General features: G+C 48.4%; 17 protein-coding genes. 2 read left to right on the top strand and 15 right to left on the bottom strand.

Annotation, left to right across the window (positions count from 1 at the left end):
- Positions 1–51 precede the first annotated feature (51 nt).
- Positions 52–1,068, top strand: coding sequence for a lipoate--protein ligase A (locus M2387_RS17680; protein WP_259051270.1), 1,017 nt, complete (start codon positions 52–54; stop codon positions 1,066–1,068).
- A 74-nt stretch (positions 1,069–1,142) separates the two neighbouring features.
- Here M2387_RS17680 and deoD read toward each other — a convergent pair whose 3' ends face one another.
- From deoD to M2387_RS17605, 15 genes are all read right to left on the bottom strand, one after another.
- On the bottom strand, positions 1,143–1,862 hold the full coding sequence (gene deoD / locus M2387_RS17675; RefSeq protein WP_259051268.1) for a purine-nucleoside phosphorylase: 720 nt from the start codon (positions 1,860–1,862) through the stop codon (positions 1,143–1,145).
- Positions 1,863–1,920: 58 nt separating this feature from the next.
- Positions 1,921–3,144, bottom strand: a complete 1,224-nt coding sequence (gene deoB, locus M2387_RS17670) for a phosphopentomutase (protein WP_259051267.1) — start codon at positions 3,142–3,144, stop codon at positions 1,921–1,923.
- A gap of 102 nt (positions 3,145–3,246) precedes the next feature.
- Entirely contained in the window at positions 3,247–4,569 is a 1,323-nt protein-coding gene (gene deoA, locus M2387_RS17665) for a thymidine phosphorylase (protein ID WP_259051266.1), read from the bottom strand.
- A gap of 58 nt (positions 4,570–4,627) precedes the next feature.
- Entirely contained in the window at positions 4,628–5,407 is a 780-nt protein-coding gene (gene deoC, locus M2387_RS17660) for a deoxyribose-phosphate aldolase (RefSeq protein ID WP_259051265.1), read from the bottom strand.
- 344 nt (positions 5,408–5,751) lie between these two features.
- Positions 5,752–7,029, bottom strand: a complete 1,278-nt coding sequence (locus M2387_RS17655; RefSeq protein ID WP_259051264.1) for a NupC/NupG family nucleoside CNT transporter — start codon at positions 7,027–7,029, stop codon at positions 5,752–5,754.
- A 250-nt stretch (positions 7,030–7,279) separates the two neighbouring features.
- Entirely contained in the window at positions 7,280–7,612 is a 333-nt protein-coding gene (gene mazF, locus M2387_RS17650) for an endoribonuclease MazF (protein ID WP_259051263.1), read from the bottom strand.
- Entirely contained in the window at positions 7,613–7,861 is a 249-nt protein-coding gene (locus M2387_RS17645) for an AbrB/MazE/SpoVT family DNA-binding domain-containing protein (protein WP_259051262.1), read from the bottom strand.
- 112 nt (positions 7,862–7,973) lie between these two features.
- Positions 7,974–8,753, bottom strand: a complete 780-nt coding sequence (locus M2387_RS17640; RefSeq protein ID WP_259051261.1) for a TatD family hydrolase — start codon at positions 8,751–8,753, stop codon at positions 7,974–7,976.
- A complete protein-coding gene (locus M2387_RS17635) occupies positions 8,750–9,838 on the bottom strand; it encodes a patatin-like phospholipase family protein (RefSeq protein WP_259051260.1) in 1,089 nt (362 codons plus the stop codon). Before M2387_RS17635 ends, M2387_RS17640 begins: the two co-directional genes overlap by 4 nt.
- A 153-nt stretch (positions 9,839–9,991) precedes the next feature.
- Complete coding sequence (locus tag M2387_RS17630; protein WP_259051259.1) at positions 9,992–10,153, bottom strand: DUF1328 family protein; 162 nt, start codon at positions 10,151–10,153, stop codon at positions 9,992–9,994.
- Between the two features lie 134 nt (positions 10,154–10,287).
- Positions 10,288–10,914 carry a molecular chaperone OsmY gene (gene osmY, locus M2387_RS17625; RefSeq protein ID WP_259051258.1) on the bottom strand — a complete coding sequence of 209 codons (627 nt, stop codon included), beginning with the start codon at positions 10,912–10,914 and terminating at the stop codon, positions 10,288–10,290.
- Positions 10,915–11,237: 323 nt separating this feature from the next.
- Complete coding sequence (gene prfC / locus M2387_RS17620) at positions 11,238–12,827, bottom strand: peptide chain release factor 3 (RefSeq protein ID WP_259051257.1); 1,590 nt, start codon at positions 12,825–12,827, stop codon at positions 11,238–11,240.
- A gap of 92 nt (positions 12,828–12,919) precedes the next feature.
- Positions 12,920–13,603, bottom strand: coding sequence for a pyrimidine 5'-nucleotidase (yjjG, locus tag M2387_RS17615; protein ID WP_259051256.1), 684 nt, complete (start codon positions 13,601–13,603; stop codon positions 12,920–12,922).
- Between the two features lie 18 nt (positions 13,604–13,621).
- On the bottom strand, positions 13,622–14,065 hold the full coding sequence (gene rimI, locus M2387_RS17610) for a ribosomal protein S18-alanine N-acetyltransferase (RefSeq protein ID WP_259051255.1): 444 nt from the start codon (positions 14,063–14,065) through the stop codon (positions 13,622–13,624).
- Complete coding sequence (locus tag M2387_RS17605) at positions 14,034–14,453, bottom strand: DNA polymerase III subunit psi (RefSeq protein WP_259051253.1); 420 nt, start codon at positions 14,451–14,453, stop codon at positions 14,034–14,036. The genes rimI and M2387_RS17605 overlap by 32 nt, the downstream gene beginning before the upstream one ends.
- A gap of 232 nt (positions 14,454–14,685) precedes the next feature.
- On the opposite strand from M2387_RS17605, the gene rsmC reads away from it, so the two are divergent.
- A complete protein-coding gene (gene rsmC / locus M2387_RS17600; protein ID WP_259051251.1) occupies positions 14,686–15,717 on the top strand; it encodes a 16S rRNA (guanine(1207)-N(2))-methyltransferase RsmC in 1,032 nt (343 codons plus the stop codon).
- Positions 15,718–15,837: the final 120 nt, after the last annotated feature.

Genomic DNA, 15,837 nt, shown 5'->3' with positions numbered 1-15,837 from the left:
CATCCTGTGGGTTCGTTCTGTTTCACTCTTTTTGAGAAAAGGATCTCTGTTATGTCCAGCTTGCGTTTACTGATTTCTGACTCGCACGACCCCTGGTTTAATCTCGCTGTTGAAGAGACTATCTTTCGTCAAATGCCGACCACACAGCGAGTATTATTTTTGTGGCGCAACGCAGATACCGTGGTGATTGGCCGTGCTCAGAATCCGTGGAAAGAGTGTAATACCGCGCGTATGGAGCAGGATAATATTCGTCTGGCACGGCGTAGCAGCGGCGGTGGTGCGGTATTTCATGATTTGGGGAATACCTGCTTTACCTTTATGGCCGGTAAACCGGAATACGATAAAAGTGTCTCGACAGCACTGGTACTCAACGCCCTGCATAAGCTGGGTATTAATGCGAAAGCATCCGGGCGCAATGATTTAGAAGTCGAAACCACCGATGGCGTACGTAAAATTTCCGGATCCGCTTATAAAGAAACGCCAGATCGCGGTTTTCATCATGGAACACTGCTCCTGAATGCGGATCTGACAAGGCTCGCTGACTACCTTAATCCGGATCCGAAAAAACTCCAGGCCAAAGGCATTACCTCGGTCAGAGCGCGCGTCGCTAACCTCACCGATATCTCACCTGCAATAACCCATGAGCAGATATGCGATAGCATTATCAGCGCTTTTTTTGCGCTCTACGGCGAGCAGGTAGAGGCTGAGCATATCTCTCCTCAGGCGTTGCCTGACTTGCCCGGTTTTGTGGATACTTTTGCTCGCCAAAGTAGTTGGGAATGGAATTTCGGCCAGGCACCCGCCTTTAGCCATCTGCTGGATAACCGCTTTAGCTGGGGGGGCATTGAGCTGCACTTTGATGTCGAAAAGGGCCATATCACGCGCACGCAGTTGTTCACGGACAGCCTGAACCCGGCACCGCTGGAAGCGCTGGCTGAGCGTCTGCAAGGAACACTTTATCGCAGTGATTTACTGCAACAGCAGTGCGAGTCGCTGATTGCAGAGTTTCCTGAGCAAGAGTCAGAATTACGAGAAGTGGCAAGCTGGATTGCACAAGCCGTTCGTTAAGACTTAATACTGACAAAAAAGGCGCTGAAAACCAGGTTTTCAGCGCCTTTCTAGTTATTGCAGAAGGTGTAAAATTAAGCTTTGTCGCCTAACAGTACAGATTCCAGCGCAATCACAATCATATCGTTGAACGTGGTTTGGCGTTCAGCAGCAGTAGTCTGCTCATGAGTACGGATATGGTCAGATACGGTACAGATGGTCAGGGCTTTCGCACCAAACTCAGCTGCCACACCGTAGATACCTGCCGCTTCCATTTCCACACCCAGGATGCCGTATTTCTCCATTACGTCAAACATGGTTGGATCCGGACTATAGAACAGGTCAGCTGAGAAGATGTTACCTACACGAGCTTCAACGCCCAGTGCTTTAGCTGCATCAACCGCATCACGTACCATATCGAAATCAGCAATCGCCGCAAAATCCTGGTCTTTAAAGCGCAGACGGTTAACTTTAGAGTCAGTACATGCCCCCATTCCGATAACGATATCACGCAGTTTGACATCGGGACGTACCGCGCCGCAGGAGCCCACACGAATGATTTTTTTCACGCCGAAATCGGTGATTAACTCTTTCGCATAGATCGAGCAGGATGGAATACCCATACCGTGACCCATGACAGAAATTTTACGGCCTTTGTAGGTACCAGTGAAACCCAGCATACCGCGAACATTGTTCACTTCACGGACATCTTCCAGGAAGGTTTCAGCGATATGCTTAGCACGCAGCGGATCTCCTGGCATCAATACGACGTCAGCAAAATCACCCATTTCCGCGTTAATATGTGGAGTAGCCATTATTCATTCCTTATTATAATCAGTTAGCTATAGGGCAGCATGTCACTGCCCTACCAAATCACAGTATGCTCTTGCCATAATCCATATCGGAAAGGCCGAAGTATTGAGCAATTGTCTGGCCGATATCCGCGAAGGTTTCACGATGTCCGCGTGAACCAGGCTTAACATTTTTGCCATAAATCAATACCGGGATATGTTCGCGAGTATGATCGGTACCCGGCCAGGTTGGGTCACAACCATGGTCAGCGGTCAGAATGATAATGTCATCTTCTTTCATCAGCTCAAGCAGTTCGGGCAAGCGACGGTCAAACAGCTCAAGCCCCCCGGCATAACCTGCTACATCACGGCGATGGCCCCATGATGAGTCGAAATCAACGAAGTTAGTGAAGACAATAGTTTCATCACCAGCGACTTTCATTTCTTGAATAGTGGCATCAAACAACGCATCCAGGCCTGTGGCTTTCACTTTTTTAGTGATACCGCAGTTAGCATAGATATCTGCGATTTTACCTACAGAAACTACCTGTCCGTTTTTCTCTTCAACCAGTTTTTGCAGCACGGTTGGCGCAGGTGGTTCAACAGCCAGATCGTGGCGGTTACCGGTACGGGCAAAATTACCGACTTTATCGCCAACAAATGGACGGGCGATAACACGACCGATGTTATAGCCACCATTGGTCAGCTCTTCACGGGCGATTTCGCACAGTTCGTAAAGTTTATCCAGGCCAAAAGTCTCTTCATGACAGGCAATCTGGAATACGGAGTCGGCAGAGGTATAGAAAATCGGCTTTCCGGTTTTCATATGCTCTTCGGCCAGCTGATCCAGAATAACCGTACCTGAAGAGTGGCAGTTACCCAAGTAACCCGGCAGATTCGCGCGTTTTACCAGAGTGTCTAACAGCTCTTGTGGGAAACTGTTTTCATGATCCGGGAAGTAGCCCCAGTCAAACAGCACAGGAACACCGGCGATTTCCCAGTGACCTGACGGAGTGTCTTTGCCTGAGGAAAGCTCATGTGCCCAGGCATAAGCGCCAGTCACTTCAGCGTTACCGTCCATGCCTGCGGCAATATGACCGGTAGATCCTTCATGCGCCTTAACCAGACCCAGACGAGTCAGGTTAGGTAAATTCAACGGGCCTTTACGACCAATATCCGCTTCGCCTTTGGCACAGGCCTCAGCAATATGACCCAGTGTATCTGCACCGACGTCGCCAAATTTTACTGCGTCTTCAGTCGCGCCAATACCAAAGGAGTCCAGCACCATAATAAATGCACGTTTCATAGTATTCTCCGCATCTTGTGCTCGAAAAAATTCGATCAGAGTAGTATACCCTAAATACTTCAAGCCGCTTAGGTATTACTTGAAGTATAGCGGGTATATGTCTTATTGACTGATTCTGCGATAGACCGTCGGTGTTTCTTCTGGCGCTTTATCGTCAAGTTTAATCGCCGCTTTCACCGCTTTGGCCGCTTCCTGCCAGCTGCTTTCATCTTTGGCATGAATCACAGCCAGTGGGTGTGAGGTATCAACCTTATCACCAAGGCGTGCCATATCAGTCAGACCTACACTATAGTCGATAATATCGGAAGCCTGACGACGACCGCCGCCCATAGATACCACAGCAAGACCCAGATCGCGGGTATCCATCGCAGAAACAAACCCTGCTTTATCAGCAAACACCGGTTTCTGAACTGCTGCCGTCGGCAAGTACTTAGCGTAGTTTTCGACGAAGTCAGTCGGGCCATCCTGAGCGGCAACCATACGACCAAATATTTCAGCCGCCTTACCGTTATCCAGCACAGCCTGTAGTTTAGCGCGGGCTTCGGCATCGTCCCTGGCAAGATTACCGGAAAGGAGCATTTCGCTGCATAACGCCATGGTGACATCAAACAGACGTGGGTTACGGTATTCACCGGTCAGGAATTGTACTGACTCACGTACCTCAACCGCATTACCGGCGCTGGAAGCCAGTACCTGATTCATATCTGTCAGTAAAGCCGTAGTGCGTACACCCGCACCATTCGCTACACCAACAATCGCTTCAGCCAGCAGGCCTGAAAGCTCATAGGTTGGCATAAAGGCACCGTTACCGACCTTAACATCCATCACCAGCGCATCCAGCCCTTCAGCCAGTTTTTTAGCCAGAATAGAACCGGTAATCAGTGGGATAGAGTCGACGGTTGCGGTAATGTCACGGGTAGCATAAAAACGTTTATCCGCAGGAGCCAGGGAACTGGTTTGGCCGATAATCGCCACACCCACCTCTTTAATAATTTTCCGGAAGCGATTGTCATCCGGGAAGATATTAAAGCCAGGGATAGCTTCAAGTTTATCCAGCGTACCGCCAGTATGACCCAGGCCACGTCCGGAAATCATTGGTACATAACCGCCACATGCCACGACCATTGGGCCGAGCATCAATGAGGTAACATCACCTACTCCACCGGTTGAATGCTTATCAACAATAGGGCCATTGAGGTTCAGACTTTTCCAGTCCAGCACCGTACCTGAGTCACGCATCGCCATGGTCAGCGAAACTCTTTCCGGCATGCTCATATCGTTGAAAAAGATGGTCATTGCGAGTGCGGCAATCTGTCCTTCAGAGATAGTATTGTCGCGGATACCATTGATAAAAAAGCGAATTTCTTCATCGCTTAAAATTTTGCCATCACGTTTTTTACGAATGATTTCTTGTGCGAGAAACATCTGAACCTCCTGCGATAATTCAAACTAAAAGGCGGTGTCTGTGCACCGCCTGATACGATTAGTAGCTGCTGGCGCTTTTACCGTCGCCATGGCCAAGAGTTTTTAGCAAACTGGCCAGTAAGCTGGAAGCACCGAAACGGTAGTGACGTGAGTCAGCCCAGTCAGCACCAAACAGGTTATCGGCAATAGCGAGGAATTGAGCAGCATCTTCTGCAGTGCGAACACCGCCGGCTGGTTTAAAGCCCACTGTTTTTTCTACGCCCAGGTCACGAATGACTTCGAGCATAATGCGTGCACTTTCCGGGGTCGCATTAACCGGTACTTTACCGGTAGAGGTTTTAATAAAATCAGCGCCTGCTTTAATAGAAATGGTGGATGCTTTACGAATCAGCTCTTCGGTTTTTAGCTCACCGGTTTCGATGATCACTTTCAGCAGAACATTTGCGCTGGCACAGGCTTCTTTACAGGCTTTAACCAAGTCAAAACCAACCTGCTCATTACCTGCAATCAAGGCACGATACGGGAACACAACATCCACTTCATCAGCACCGTAAGCAATTGCCGCGCGGGTTTCTGCCAGAGCGATATCGATATCGTCATTACCATGAGGGAAGTTAGTGACAGTGGCGATACGAATATCAGGGGTGCCCTGTTCTTTCAGCGCTTTACGTGCAACCGGGATAAAACGAGGATAGATACAGATAGCTGCGGTATTACCGACCGGCGTTTTCGCCTGGTGGCACAACGCGATGACTTTTTCATCAGTGTCATCTGTATTCAGGGTAGTCAGGTCCATCAGTTTCAGAGCACGCAGGCTACTGGTGTTTAAATCGGTCATAATTCTCTCCAACAAAAGGGCTAGATGTCTCCGGCCTGGAAACTCAACACGTTGGAGCGGACTTGGTTCCTTGAAGAAGAGAAGCAACCGACACCTCTCACATAAGATCCTTCTTTCCGCTAATTCACTATCAGCTTCAATGTTAGAATTATAACATTCGAAATCAGGTGAATTTGTGCACTGAGTCACAAAAGCCAAAGCGTGAACTGCAATTTTTCACTGATTATATGTGACCAAATAAACAAAACAAGCAGGATTTTGTTTCACTGATAAAGAAAATGGCGGGTCAGTAACCCGCCACTCAGACGTCACAATGTTAGAATTATAACATTTTTCACGAATTATTAAAGCGCCAAAAATATTCCTGCAATAGTGGCACTCATCAAGTTTGATAATGTTCCCGCAACAACGGCTTTCAAACCAAGCTGGGCAACATCATGCCGACGCGTCGGTGCCATACTGCCCAACCCACCAATGAGAATAGCTATAGATGAGAGGTTCGCAAATCCGCAGAGCGCAAAAGAGATAATTGCTTTGGTGTTGGTCGATAATACCTGCATTCCTGCCGCAGCCACTTCAGCATCTTCTTTCAGATAAGCACCAAAGTTCAGATAGGCAACAAACTCATTAATAATCAGTTTCTGACCAATAAAGGAACCCGCGATCTGCGCTTCCGCCCAGGGAACACCAATCAGCCATGCGACCGGAGAGAATACCCAGCCCAGGATCAGCTCCATCGTAAGTTGCGGATAGTCAAACCAGCCACCAATTCCTGACAGGATGCCGTTTAGCAGCGCAATCAATGCCACGAATGCCAGCAACATCGCACCCACATTCAGTGCCAGCTGCATACCAGAGGCGGCCCCCGAAGCGGCTGCATCGATAATGTTAGTCGGACGATCGGGATCGGTTTCCATTGATTCAAGATGCGGGGAATCGTTTGGTTTCTCCGTCTCAGGCATCATCAGTTTCGAGAACAGCAGTCCGCCAGGAGCAGCCATAAAGGAGGCGGCTATCAGGTATTCCAGCGGTACGCCCATCTGCGCGTATCCTGCCAGTACTGAACCCGCCACGGATGCCAGACCACCACTCATTACGGTGAAGAGCTCTGAACGGGTCATGGTAGCGATATAGGGACGAACAACCAGAGGTGCTTCAGTCTGACCGACAAAGATATTCGCCGTTGCAGAAAGCGATTCAGTTCGCGAGGTTTTCAGCAATTTATGCAGACCACCACCGAGGATACGAATCACCCACTGCATAATGCCGATATAGTAAAGCACGGCAATCAGTGATGAGAAAAAGACGATAACCGGTAATACACGGAGAGCGAACACAAAGCCACCGCCGCCGAAGACTTCGAACATTTTGTCCGAGACCAGTCCGCCAAACAGGAAGGAGATACCCGCATTACCGTAACCGATAACGTTGGCAACACCTTGAGACATAGCAATTAAAACTTTTTGTCCTGCCGGAACATAGAGTACCAGCGCACCGATACCCACTTGCAGAGCCCAGGCTCCAATGACAGTGCGGAGGTTGATAGCTTTGCGATTGGTCGATAATAAAACGGCGACCAGTAACAAAGCGAGCATACCTACCAACCCGATGAGGATTTGCATACAGATTCCCTGTGTATTTTGATGAGGAAACGTGGCCGAATCAGCCGACGCTAAGTCAGGGAAATTATAACGTTAGGTGACAATTTTATAGTTAACCTAATCACAGGTATGCAGTAATACATGGAAACATTTACACCTAAAAGTGACACGGATCACAGTATTTAACTGAGAGTGAAGAGCTTTTCGGTGTTGTCTTTCAATGCGCTGGCGATTTCAGCGGGGGACTCGGGCAAAGCGCGGCAGTGATAAATCACCCAATTAGAGCCTTAGCCTTTGCTCTGATCTCAGCAAGTTCTCCAGGCGATACAGTACCTTTTTTTGTTATTTTTCGTGCTCTCCAGTCGACACAGATAACTTGATCGGCCAGAGCAACACTTTCGCGACTACTCGATAGTTCCACCTCAAATGGATAGCCCTTAGCTTTCGTTGTACACGGAACGTAAAGCAGTAATCCTACGGGATTATTATAAGAAAAAGGGCTCAGGACAACGGCTGGTCGATGGCCTCCCTGTTCGTGACCTTCTACGGGGTCAAAATCCAGCCAGATCAGATCCCCAGAGTTTGGTACGTAACGTGAAACCATTTAGATCAATTCCTTTCCAATCGGTGAACCAAAATCTATTTTTTCGTGAACATTATCTGGTGTGATACCTGATAAAAGTACATCAAGTGAATACTCTTTAGATCTCAATGGAACTAAAATAATTTGGCCTGCTTCATCAATTTTTAAATCGAGTTTATCTTCGACATTAAGTGCTGCTGCTTGCATTACGCTGGCTGGTATTCTGATCGATGGGCTATTGCCCCATTTTTTGAGCGTTACCGTTGTCATTAACATTCCTCCTCATATTTGTAGATACATTGCAGAGGATAAACAATGTATCTACAAGTTTCCGTATCCCTGTCGTCGGGCAAAGACCGGGCTATCAATTCGATGAGAATTTTTAACCCAGTGAGAAGAGCTTTTCGGTGTTGTCTTTCAATGCGCTGGCGATTTCAAACGGGGATTCAGACCGCAGTTCACACAATGTCTGATAGACAAGGGCTGCTCGTTCGGGGCGATTAGGCTGACCCTGCCAGCCATTGAGCGGCATATCCGGGGCATCGGTTTCCAGTACTAACGCGGAGAGTGGCAGAGCGGCCATCACATCACGGGTTTTACTGGCGCGGGGATAAGTAATCGTCCCGCCGACGCCAATACAGTAACCGAGGGCAATAAAGCGCTCGGCCTGTTGCAGGCTACCTGCGAAACCATGAACCACCCCGGTGCGCGGAAGTTGATGACGTTTTAAATGCCCCGCCAGTACGTCATGAGTCCGGCGTGAATGCAGAATAACCGGCAGATCATAACGTTTAGCCAGTTTCAGCTGAGCATCCAGCAACTGTTGCTGTTTTTCAAACTGTGGGATTTCCATATATAAGTCGAGACCAATCTCGCCTATCGCAATCAGTTTACTGGCCTTGTTTTGTAAATACTGCTCCAGTAAGTCGAGGTCTGAAAAATTGTGCCTGTCGATAACAATCGGATGTAACCCTAAAGCCGCGTAGAGAGCGCTATAGTTTTCGGCAAGCTCCGATACCCGTTGAAAATATTGTGCCTCTACCGCAGGTACAATAATTTTCGTCACTCCGGCTTCTGCAGCACGCGCGATACTCTCGCGCTCATTCCCGGAAAATGGCGGAAAATCAAAATGACAATGGGTATCGTAAAAAGTCACACTCACGCTAAATCCTTATCATCATGCACAGCATCATTTGCTGATTCAGCGCTGATTAACGCAGCGATTTCCGGCTGATTAACCTGCTCTTTTTCTTCCCGGGCAACCAGCGCCTCAACGGCCGCTCTTGAGACCGGATTCGACGACGCATAACGTCTGAGAGGTGGCTTATCCACCAGCAACCGTCCTACGGTGGCAAGAAAATACCGTCCGCAAAGCCGCCCCATTTTGTAGTCGATATTCAGTGCTGATAAGCGACTCCCGAGGGCATTGCTGAGTAAGGCTCTTGGCGGATGAATTTCAAAAATACGCACGTTGTCCGGCGGATTTTCAATAAAATGCTGAGTCTGGCTATAGCTCACCTGGTGGTGCTGAGCCATCATTAATAACTGCTGTAAGTGCCCTTCACTCAACCAGTTTTCCATATGCTTTAGCCAGCGAGCAGGGTAAATAATTTGTGACGGTACGGTACGAATAACCACGACGGTCTCGGCACCGCGTCTGACGGCTTCACGCACCGGAATCGCATCACTGATCCCGCCATCCAGATAGTTAACTCCCTCAATTTCAACACCATTACGGTAAAAACCGGGAATAGCGCTGGATGCTTTAAGAATGTTAAGCCAGGAGTCAGGGGTAGGAGAAAAATAATCAGCTTTGAAATCATCGCTACGACACGCGCACATGTAAAATTCTTTGCCCTGATCAAACAACGCTTTTGCCTGCGTCATTGCCAGCGGCGACTGGCTGGCTGTTGAGTCCATAAGCCAGTCAAGGTCTATCAAATTTCCACCGCGTACAAAGCGTAATGGGTTAAAAAACTCCCGGCGGGTGGTATAACGCGTAATCACATTGCGCGCATAGCCACGCTGGTTACAGATATAGGATGAAAGATTCTGAGCGCCAGCCGAGGTTCCCAGAAGTAAATCAAAGGGATTAAAACCCGCGCGCATAAACTCATCCAGTACACCGGCGGTAAAAATACCGCGCTGCCCTCCTCCTTCGCACACGAGAGCCACTTTACCGGTATGAAAAGGTGTCAGTTCAAGCGGTGCAATATTGCCTATAGTAACGGGTATTCTGTGCCCCACGATGACGCCCTCAACAATTCAATAAGTGTATCCAGTCTGGATTTTTAGCACAAAGCGCGGCGAGCAGGAAGACGTGGATGGTGGCAGAAAATGAAAATGACTCAGCCAGTCAAATGACTGGCTGAGAAAGAGGTGTTTGCTTGTGTACTGTCGTTATCGTCGACTACGTCCGGTGAACAAGCTGATCAGGAACAGTACCAGGCCAACGACAAAGACGACTTTTGCAGCCCAGGCGGCAGTACCCGCAAGGCCACCGAAACCTAATGCTGCGGCGATGATTGCAATAATTAGAAAAATAATTCCCCAACGAAACATAAGACTCTCCTTAACCATAGTACGACTTATCACCGATAAAACAGGCTGAAAAACAACTGCCTGTAAGGCAACACTTAGTAATTATAGGGTTCTACTCGTCGCTCTGCGGGACGGTAGCCGGAACGTACTTTGGGTTACTGAACCACTTTCAGGTCGTTCTTAACGCTTTTAACACCATCAACAGTTTTAGTAATACTTTCTACCTGTGCGGCCTGGGCATTCGATTTAACGTCCCCGGTTAACTGGACGATACCCGCGTTGGTTTCTACTCCGATGTTACGCGAAGCAATATCCCCTTCGGACAGTAATTTCGCTTTAACTTTGCTGGTAATCATCGCATCGTCAGCATAGTCACCGACTGAATCTGAAGTGGATTTGCTACCATCGCTGGAAACATGGAGCTTATCGGTTACAGCACTGACACCTTCCACATTACTTGCGACAATCATCGCCAGTTCAGCTTGTTCCTGACTTCCGACAAAACCGCTTAATGTCACGACTTTATTCTCGGTGCTGACGGTAATGTCCGTACTTTTGATACTTTTCTGGTCGATAAGCCCTGCTTTTACTCTCGCAGTAATGGCGCTGTCATCCATAAAGCTACCGACCTGCTCCACTGAGCTATCGATTTTTTTTCCGATGGTTTCAACGCCAGACTCTGATTGCTGAGTCGCAGTCTGCTGTGCAAAAGCATTCACACTTATCAGTGAAGAACCCAACACAACCGCCAGTAGAGTTTTTGAGATAGTTGTCTTAGTCATCGCTTTACTCCTGTGTAGGTTTGGTCGTCATTGCAGCTTTGTTTTTCCATTGAACGTCACATTCATTAGTGATTAGTATCGTGGCAATCAGAAAATCAAAAATAACACGCTGCGAATGACATCACTTCCAATTAATTCATCCAACAAATTTGTCGCTCACATGTTAAATGTAGCAAAGAATTGTGAAAGATTCTGACGAAACGTTCAAAAAGAGACCAAAAAAGAGAAATTAGCAGGAAATTAAGAACATTCTGTATCGGACTGAAGTAGCAGGAAAAGCTGAAGAGCGCGGCGAGAACCGCGCCCTGTAAGGACTATTACTATTAGTGTTCGCGTGTTTTACGGAAATTCACTTCAGGATAACGTTCCTGAGTCAGGTTAAGGTTAACCATAGTTGGGGCAATATAAGTCAGATTATCGCCACCATCCAGCGCGAGCTGCATTTCGTTCTTACGCTGAAACTCATCAAATTTCTTCGCGTTGTCGCTCTCAACCCAGCGTGCGGTTGCAACGTTGACGGACTCATAAATCGCCTCAACGTTGTATTCGCTTTTCAGACGTGCCACGACGACGTCAAACTGAAGCACACCGACCGCACCAACGATAAGATCGTTATTCGCAACCGGACGGAATACCTGAACCGCACCCTCTTCAGATAACTGAACCAGACCTTTCAGCAGCTGTTTCTGTTTCAGCGGATCGCGCAGGCGGATACGGCGGAACAGCTCTGGCGCAAAGTTCGGGATACCGGTGAACTTCATCATTTCGCCCTGCGTAAAGGTATCACCAATCTGAATGGTGCCATGGTTATGTAAACCAATGATATCACCCGGATAAGCTTCCTCTACGTGGGAACGGTCACCTGCCATAAAGGTTAAGGCATCGGAAATAACGACATCTTTACCGGTACGGACCTGACGCAGTTTCATTCCTTTTTCATACTGACCAGAAACCACACGCATAAAGGCCACGCGGTCGCGGTGTTTAGGATCCATATTTGCCTGAATCTTAAAGACAAAACCGGTGAATTTCTCTTCTTCGGCAGCGACAGTACGGGTATCAGTCTTACGCGGCATTGGCGCTGGAGCCCATTCCACTAAGCCATCCAGCATATGGTCAACGCCAAAGTTACCCAAAGCCGTACCAAAGAATACCGGCGTTATCTCACCGGCCAGGAACAGTTCGCAGTCAAATTCGTTAGAAGCGCCCTGCACCAGCTCCAGCTCATCACGCAGCTGCGCCGCCAGATCCTCACCGACTGCAGTATCCAGCTCCGGGTTATTCAGCCCTTTAACGATACGCACATCCTGAATGGTATGGCCTTTACCGGTTTGATAAAGATAGGTTTCATCTTTATAGAGGTGATAAACCCCTTTGAACAGCTTGCCGCAACCAATCGGCCAGGTGATCGGTGAACAGGCAATTTTCAGCTCATGTTCAACTTCATCCAGCAGCTCCATTGGATCACGAATATCACGATCCAGCTTATTCATAAAAGTCAGGATCGGCGTATCGCGCAGACGGGTTACTTCCATCAGTTTACGGGTACGATCTTCTACGCCTTTAGCCGCATCGATAACCATCAGACAGCAGTCAACGGCGGTCAGAGTACGATAAGTATCTTCCGAGAAGTCTTCGTGCCCGGGAGTATCCAGCAGGTTAACCAGGCTGTCATGGTATGGGAACTGCATCACAGAAGTGGTAATCGAGATCCCACGCTGTTTTTCCATTTCCATCCAGTCAGACTTAGCATGCTGGCTCGAACCGCGGCCTTTAACCGTACCGGCGGTTTGAATCGCCTGTCCGAACAGCAACACTTTTTCAGTGATAGTTGTTTTACCGGCATCCGGGTGAGAAATGATCGCGAAGGTGCGACGTTTCGACACCTCTTGCAAAAAAGGAGACAAAGTCATGTTGATATCTTCTTTGATATACGCGCGGGTAATACCCACGCGTTGAGTAAAGGTTAACTGGGGCTATTTTACCCTTTATTTGGGGTAAGCAATCAACTATCTGTTTTACACAACAGTTGCTCCAATTCACTTAATGTCGAGACCTGCCAGGTCGGGTGAATACCTTCCGGTAAACTGCGCCCATGCATATTCAACCAGCAGGTTGCGATCCCTGCGTTAATGCCACCCTGAATGTCAGACTCCGGCGTATCGCCGACCATCAAGATACGTGAGAGTGGCGGATTCCCCATTCTGTCAAACGTATACTCGAATATTCTCAGGTCAGGTTTAGCAATACCCACTTCCTCAGAGATAACCAGCAAGTCAAAATGATCGCTCAGGCCAGTACGCTCAAGGCGGGTTTGCTGTAGTGCCGTAAATCCATTAGTAATGATACCTATCTTCACTTTGCCCTGCAGGGCATCGAGCAAAGAAACAGCACCAGGTAATGGCGCACAAATATCTGCCATTGCCGATAAAAAGGCATTATTCAGTTCACTGGAAGGAACATCAAGGCGTTTCGCCCAGCCTTCAAAACGCATAAGCTGGAGCTGCATTGCGGTGATAACACCATTCTGGTAGTCCACCCACAGTGGCTTATTAACGGCCTGATACTCCTGGAAATCATCCGCAGTAAAATTTACGTCATAGTTAACAAACATCCGCTGTAAGCCCGCGAATGCGTCAAAGGTAAATAACGTTTCATCCGCATCAAATAAAATCCAGTCCCAGTTCATTCATATACCTTTTAACAATTAACCTAACGGTAGAGCCATAACGATGGCATCTTCCCGCCCATCTTTAGCCGGGTAGTAGTTGCGACGAATTGTCGCCTCATTAAAGCCCAGACTTTCATACAGTGCGATAGCGGCCTGATTAGAGGCGCGAACTTCCAGCCATAGCGTAGCTATGCCTCGGTTTTCAAGTTCGCTGATAATATACTCAAGCAGAGCACGTCCCAGCCCCTGGCGCTGATAATCAGGACTCACCGCAATATTGAACAAAGTGGCTTCATCAAGCACCACCTGTGTTATCGCAAAAGCGGCCATGGAACCTTCAACGTCCAGCCGGAGATTGAAGTAGCGATCGCCCTGATTACTGGCAAATGTTTTTTCGCTCCAGGGGAAAGCATGACTACGTTGCTCAATAGCATACGCAGCTGCCAGATCACCCGGTTGTAGAGAAGAAATCTGATTCATAGGTGCAAATTTGTTGCCATAGCGCGCGTCGTTCCACGCTATTAAGATAAAGTTCATCTAAGTCTACGGAAAGTAACTTAGCCCCGGAAATCGCTAACGCAACATCAACACCCAGACACCAGCTATTGCAGTTCTTACCTGCTGGCAGCATGGCTGCACGTTCAGGCGTCACCTGAAGAACTTGGTTTTCATGTAACCCCAGGCTACGCAAAACATCCATCACAAAGGGATCGCTTAATGCGTTAATCCTCTCTGTTACCAGCACCAGACGCGTGTCGGGACGTAGCGTAACCGCAATTTCACCTTGTAACACCGCCGGACGTCGTAACACCCACTGAGTAATGCCCAGCTGCTGCAATCGTAAGTCGCGTCGGGAAGGGAGTGTCATGGCAAGCCCTGTCGAGAACAATAATCGGGGCGTAAATATAGCAAATTCATCGAATCCACGCCATTAAACCTCTATACCCGTCATACTTCAAATTGCTTGGGTGTTACTTTCGTTTATTCAACCGAATCACATAGTTTATCTATGCTCATCGTTTGAATAAACTCGGTGCCTACAAGCAATTCGAATTATTTTGGGTATATACTTGCGTTTCTGATTTTCCAGGAGCTATTTGATGAGTGCGTTAACCCCGGCGAGTGAAGTTCTGCTGCGCCACAGCGATGATTTTACCGAATGCCGCGTGTTGTTTGCCGGTGATCTACAAGACGACCTTCCAGCGCGTTTTGATACCGCAGCGAGTCGCGCCCATACCCAGCAATATCACCACTGGCAGGTATTAAGCGCGCTAATGGGTGACAATGCACAGTTCAGTCTGGTCGCCACGCCAGAGATTGTTGCCGACAGCAATACTCTGATTTACTACTGGCCGAAGAATAAACCTGAAGCCCAGTTTCAACTGATGAACATTCTTTCCATGATGCCGGTGGGAACTGATGTCTTCGTTGTGGGTGAAAACCGCAGTGGTGTGCGTAGCGCCGAGCAAATGCTCGCCGATATCTGCCCGATGACTAAAATTGACAGTGCCCGTCGCTGTGGTCTCTACCACGGCCGTCTGGAACAACAGCCTGCATTCGATGCGAATGGCGGCTGGGGCGAATATGAAATCGATGGGCTGACAGTTAAAACTTTACCGGGTGTATTTAGCCGTGATGGTCTGGATACCGGTAGCAAACTGTTACTCTCAACCCTGTCTGCTCACAGAAAAGGGAAAGTGCTGGATGTGGGTTGTGGGGCAGGTGTACTTTCTGTCGCACTCGCTACTCTGTCACCTAAAGTTCGTCTGACGCTTTGTGATGTTAGCGCAGCGGCAGTTGAAGCCAGCCGTGCAACACTCGCAGCCAATGGTATTGAGGGTGAAGTTTTCGCCAGTAACGTCTATTCCGACGTTCAAGGGCGTTTCGATATGATCCTCTCTAACCCACCGTTCCATGATGGTATGCAAACCAGTCTGGATGCGGCTTCACAATTGATTCGTGGCGCAATACGCCATTTGAATATTGGCGGTGAACTGCGCATTGTTGCCAATGCTTTCCTGCCTTATGCGGCGATACTGGATGAAATGTTTGGTGAGCACGAAGTGCTGGCTCAGACAGGCCGTTTTAAAGTGTATCGCGCAGTGATGGGACGCGGAGCGAAGAAGCGCTAATCGGTGTCAGGTGCCGTTTTTTGCAGCAATCAGCAAAGCGGCACTAAATTAACTGTTGACGAAGTTGAGAAAACATCTAAAATTCGCCTCCTTGGTTGTGATGCTTCGGCATGACAGGTA

Source organism: Klebsiella sp. BIGb0407, from assembly GCF_024807845.1.
GTDB lineage: Bacteria > Pseudomonadota > Gammaproteobacteria > Enterobacterales > Enterobacteriaceae > JGM124.
This window is presented reverse-complemented; position numbering and strand designations above follow the sequence as displayed.

Coding starts and splice junctions, on each gene's coding strand:
- M2387_RS17680 (WP_259051270.1), top strand. CDS start 52: ATGTCCAGCTTGCGTTTACTGATTTCTGACTCGCACGACCCCTGGTTT.
- deoD (WP_259051268.1), bottom strand. CDS start 1,862: ATGGCTACTCCACATATTAACGCGGAAATGGGTGATTTTGCTGACGTC.
- deoB (WP_259051267.1), bottom strand. CDS start 3,144: ATGAAACGTGCATTTATTATGGTGCTGGACTCCTTTGGTATTGGCGCG.
- deoA (WP_259051266.1), bottom strand. CDS start 4,569: ATGTTTCTCGCACAAGAAATCATTCGTAAAAAACGTGATGGCAAAATT.
- deoC (WP_259051265.1), bottom strand. CDS start 5,407: ATGACCGATTTAAACACCAGTAGCCTGCGTGCTCTGAAACTGATGGAC.
- M2387_RS17655 (WP_259051264.1), bottom strand. CDS start 7,029: ATGCAAATCCTCATCGGGTTGGTAGGTATGCTCGCTTTGTTACTGGTC.
- mazF (WP_259051263.1), bottom strand. CDS start 7,612: ATGGTTTCACGTTACGTACCAAACTCTGGGGATCTGATCTGGCTGGAT.
- M2387_RS17645 (WP_259051262.1), bottom strand. CDS start 7,861: ATGACAACGGTAACGCTCAAAAAATGGGGCAATAGCCCATCGATCAGA.
- M2387_RS17630 (WP_259051259.1), bottom strand. CDS start 10,153: ATGTTTCGTTGGGGAATTATTTTTCTAATTATTGCAATCATCGCCGCA.
- osmY (WP_259051258.1), bottom strand. CDS start 10,914: ATGACTAAGACAACTATCTCAAAAACTCTACTGGCGGTTGTGTTGGGT.
- prfC (WP_259051257.1), bottom strand. CDS start 12,827: ATGACTTTGTCTCCTTTTTTGCAAGAGGTGTCGAAACGTCGCACCTTC.
- yjjG (WP_259051256.1), bottom strand. CDS start 13,603: ATGAACTGGGACTGGATTTTATTTGATGCGGATGAAACGTTATTTACC.
- rimI (WP_259051255.1), bottom strand. CDS start 14,065: ATGAATCAGATTTCTTCTCTACAACCGGGTGATCTGGCAGCTGCGTAT.
- M2387_RS17605 (WP_259051253.1), bottom strand. CDS start 14,453: ATGACACTCCCTTCCCGACGCGACTTACGATTGCAGCAGCTGGGCATT.
- rsmC (WP_259051251.1), top strand. CDS start 14,686: ATGAGTGCGTTAACCCCGGCGAGTGAAGTTCTGCTGCGCCACAGCGAT.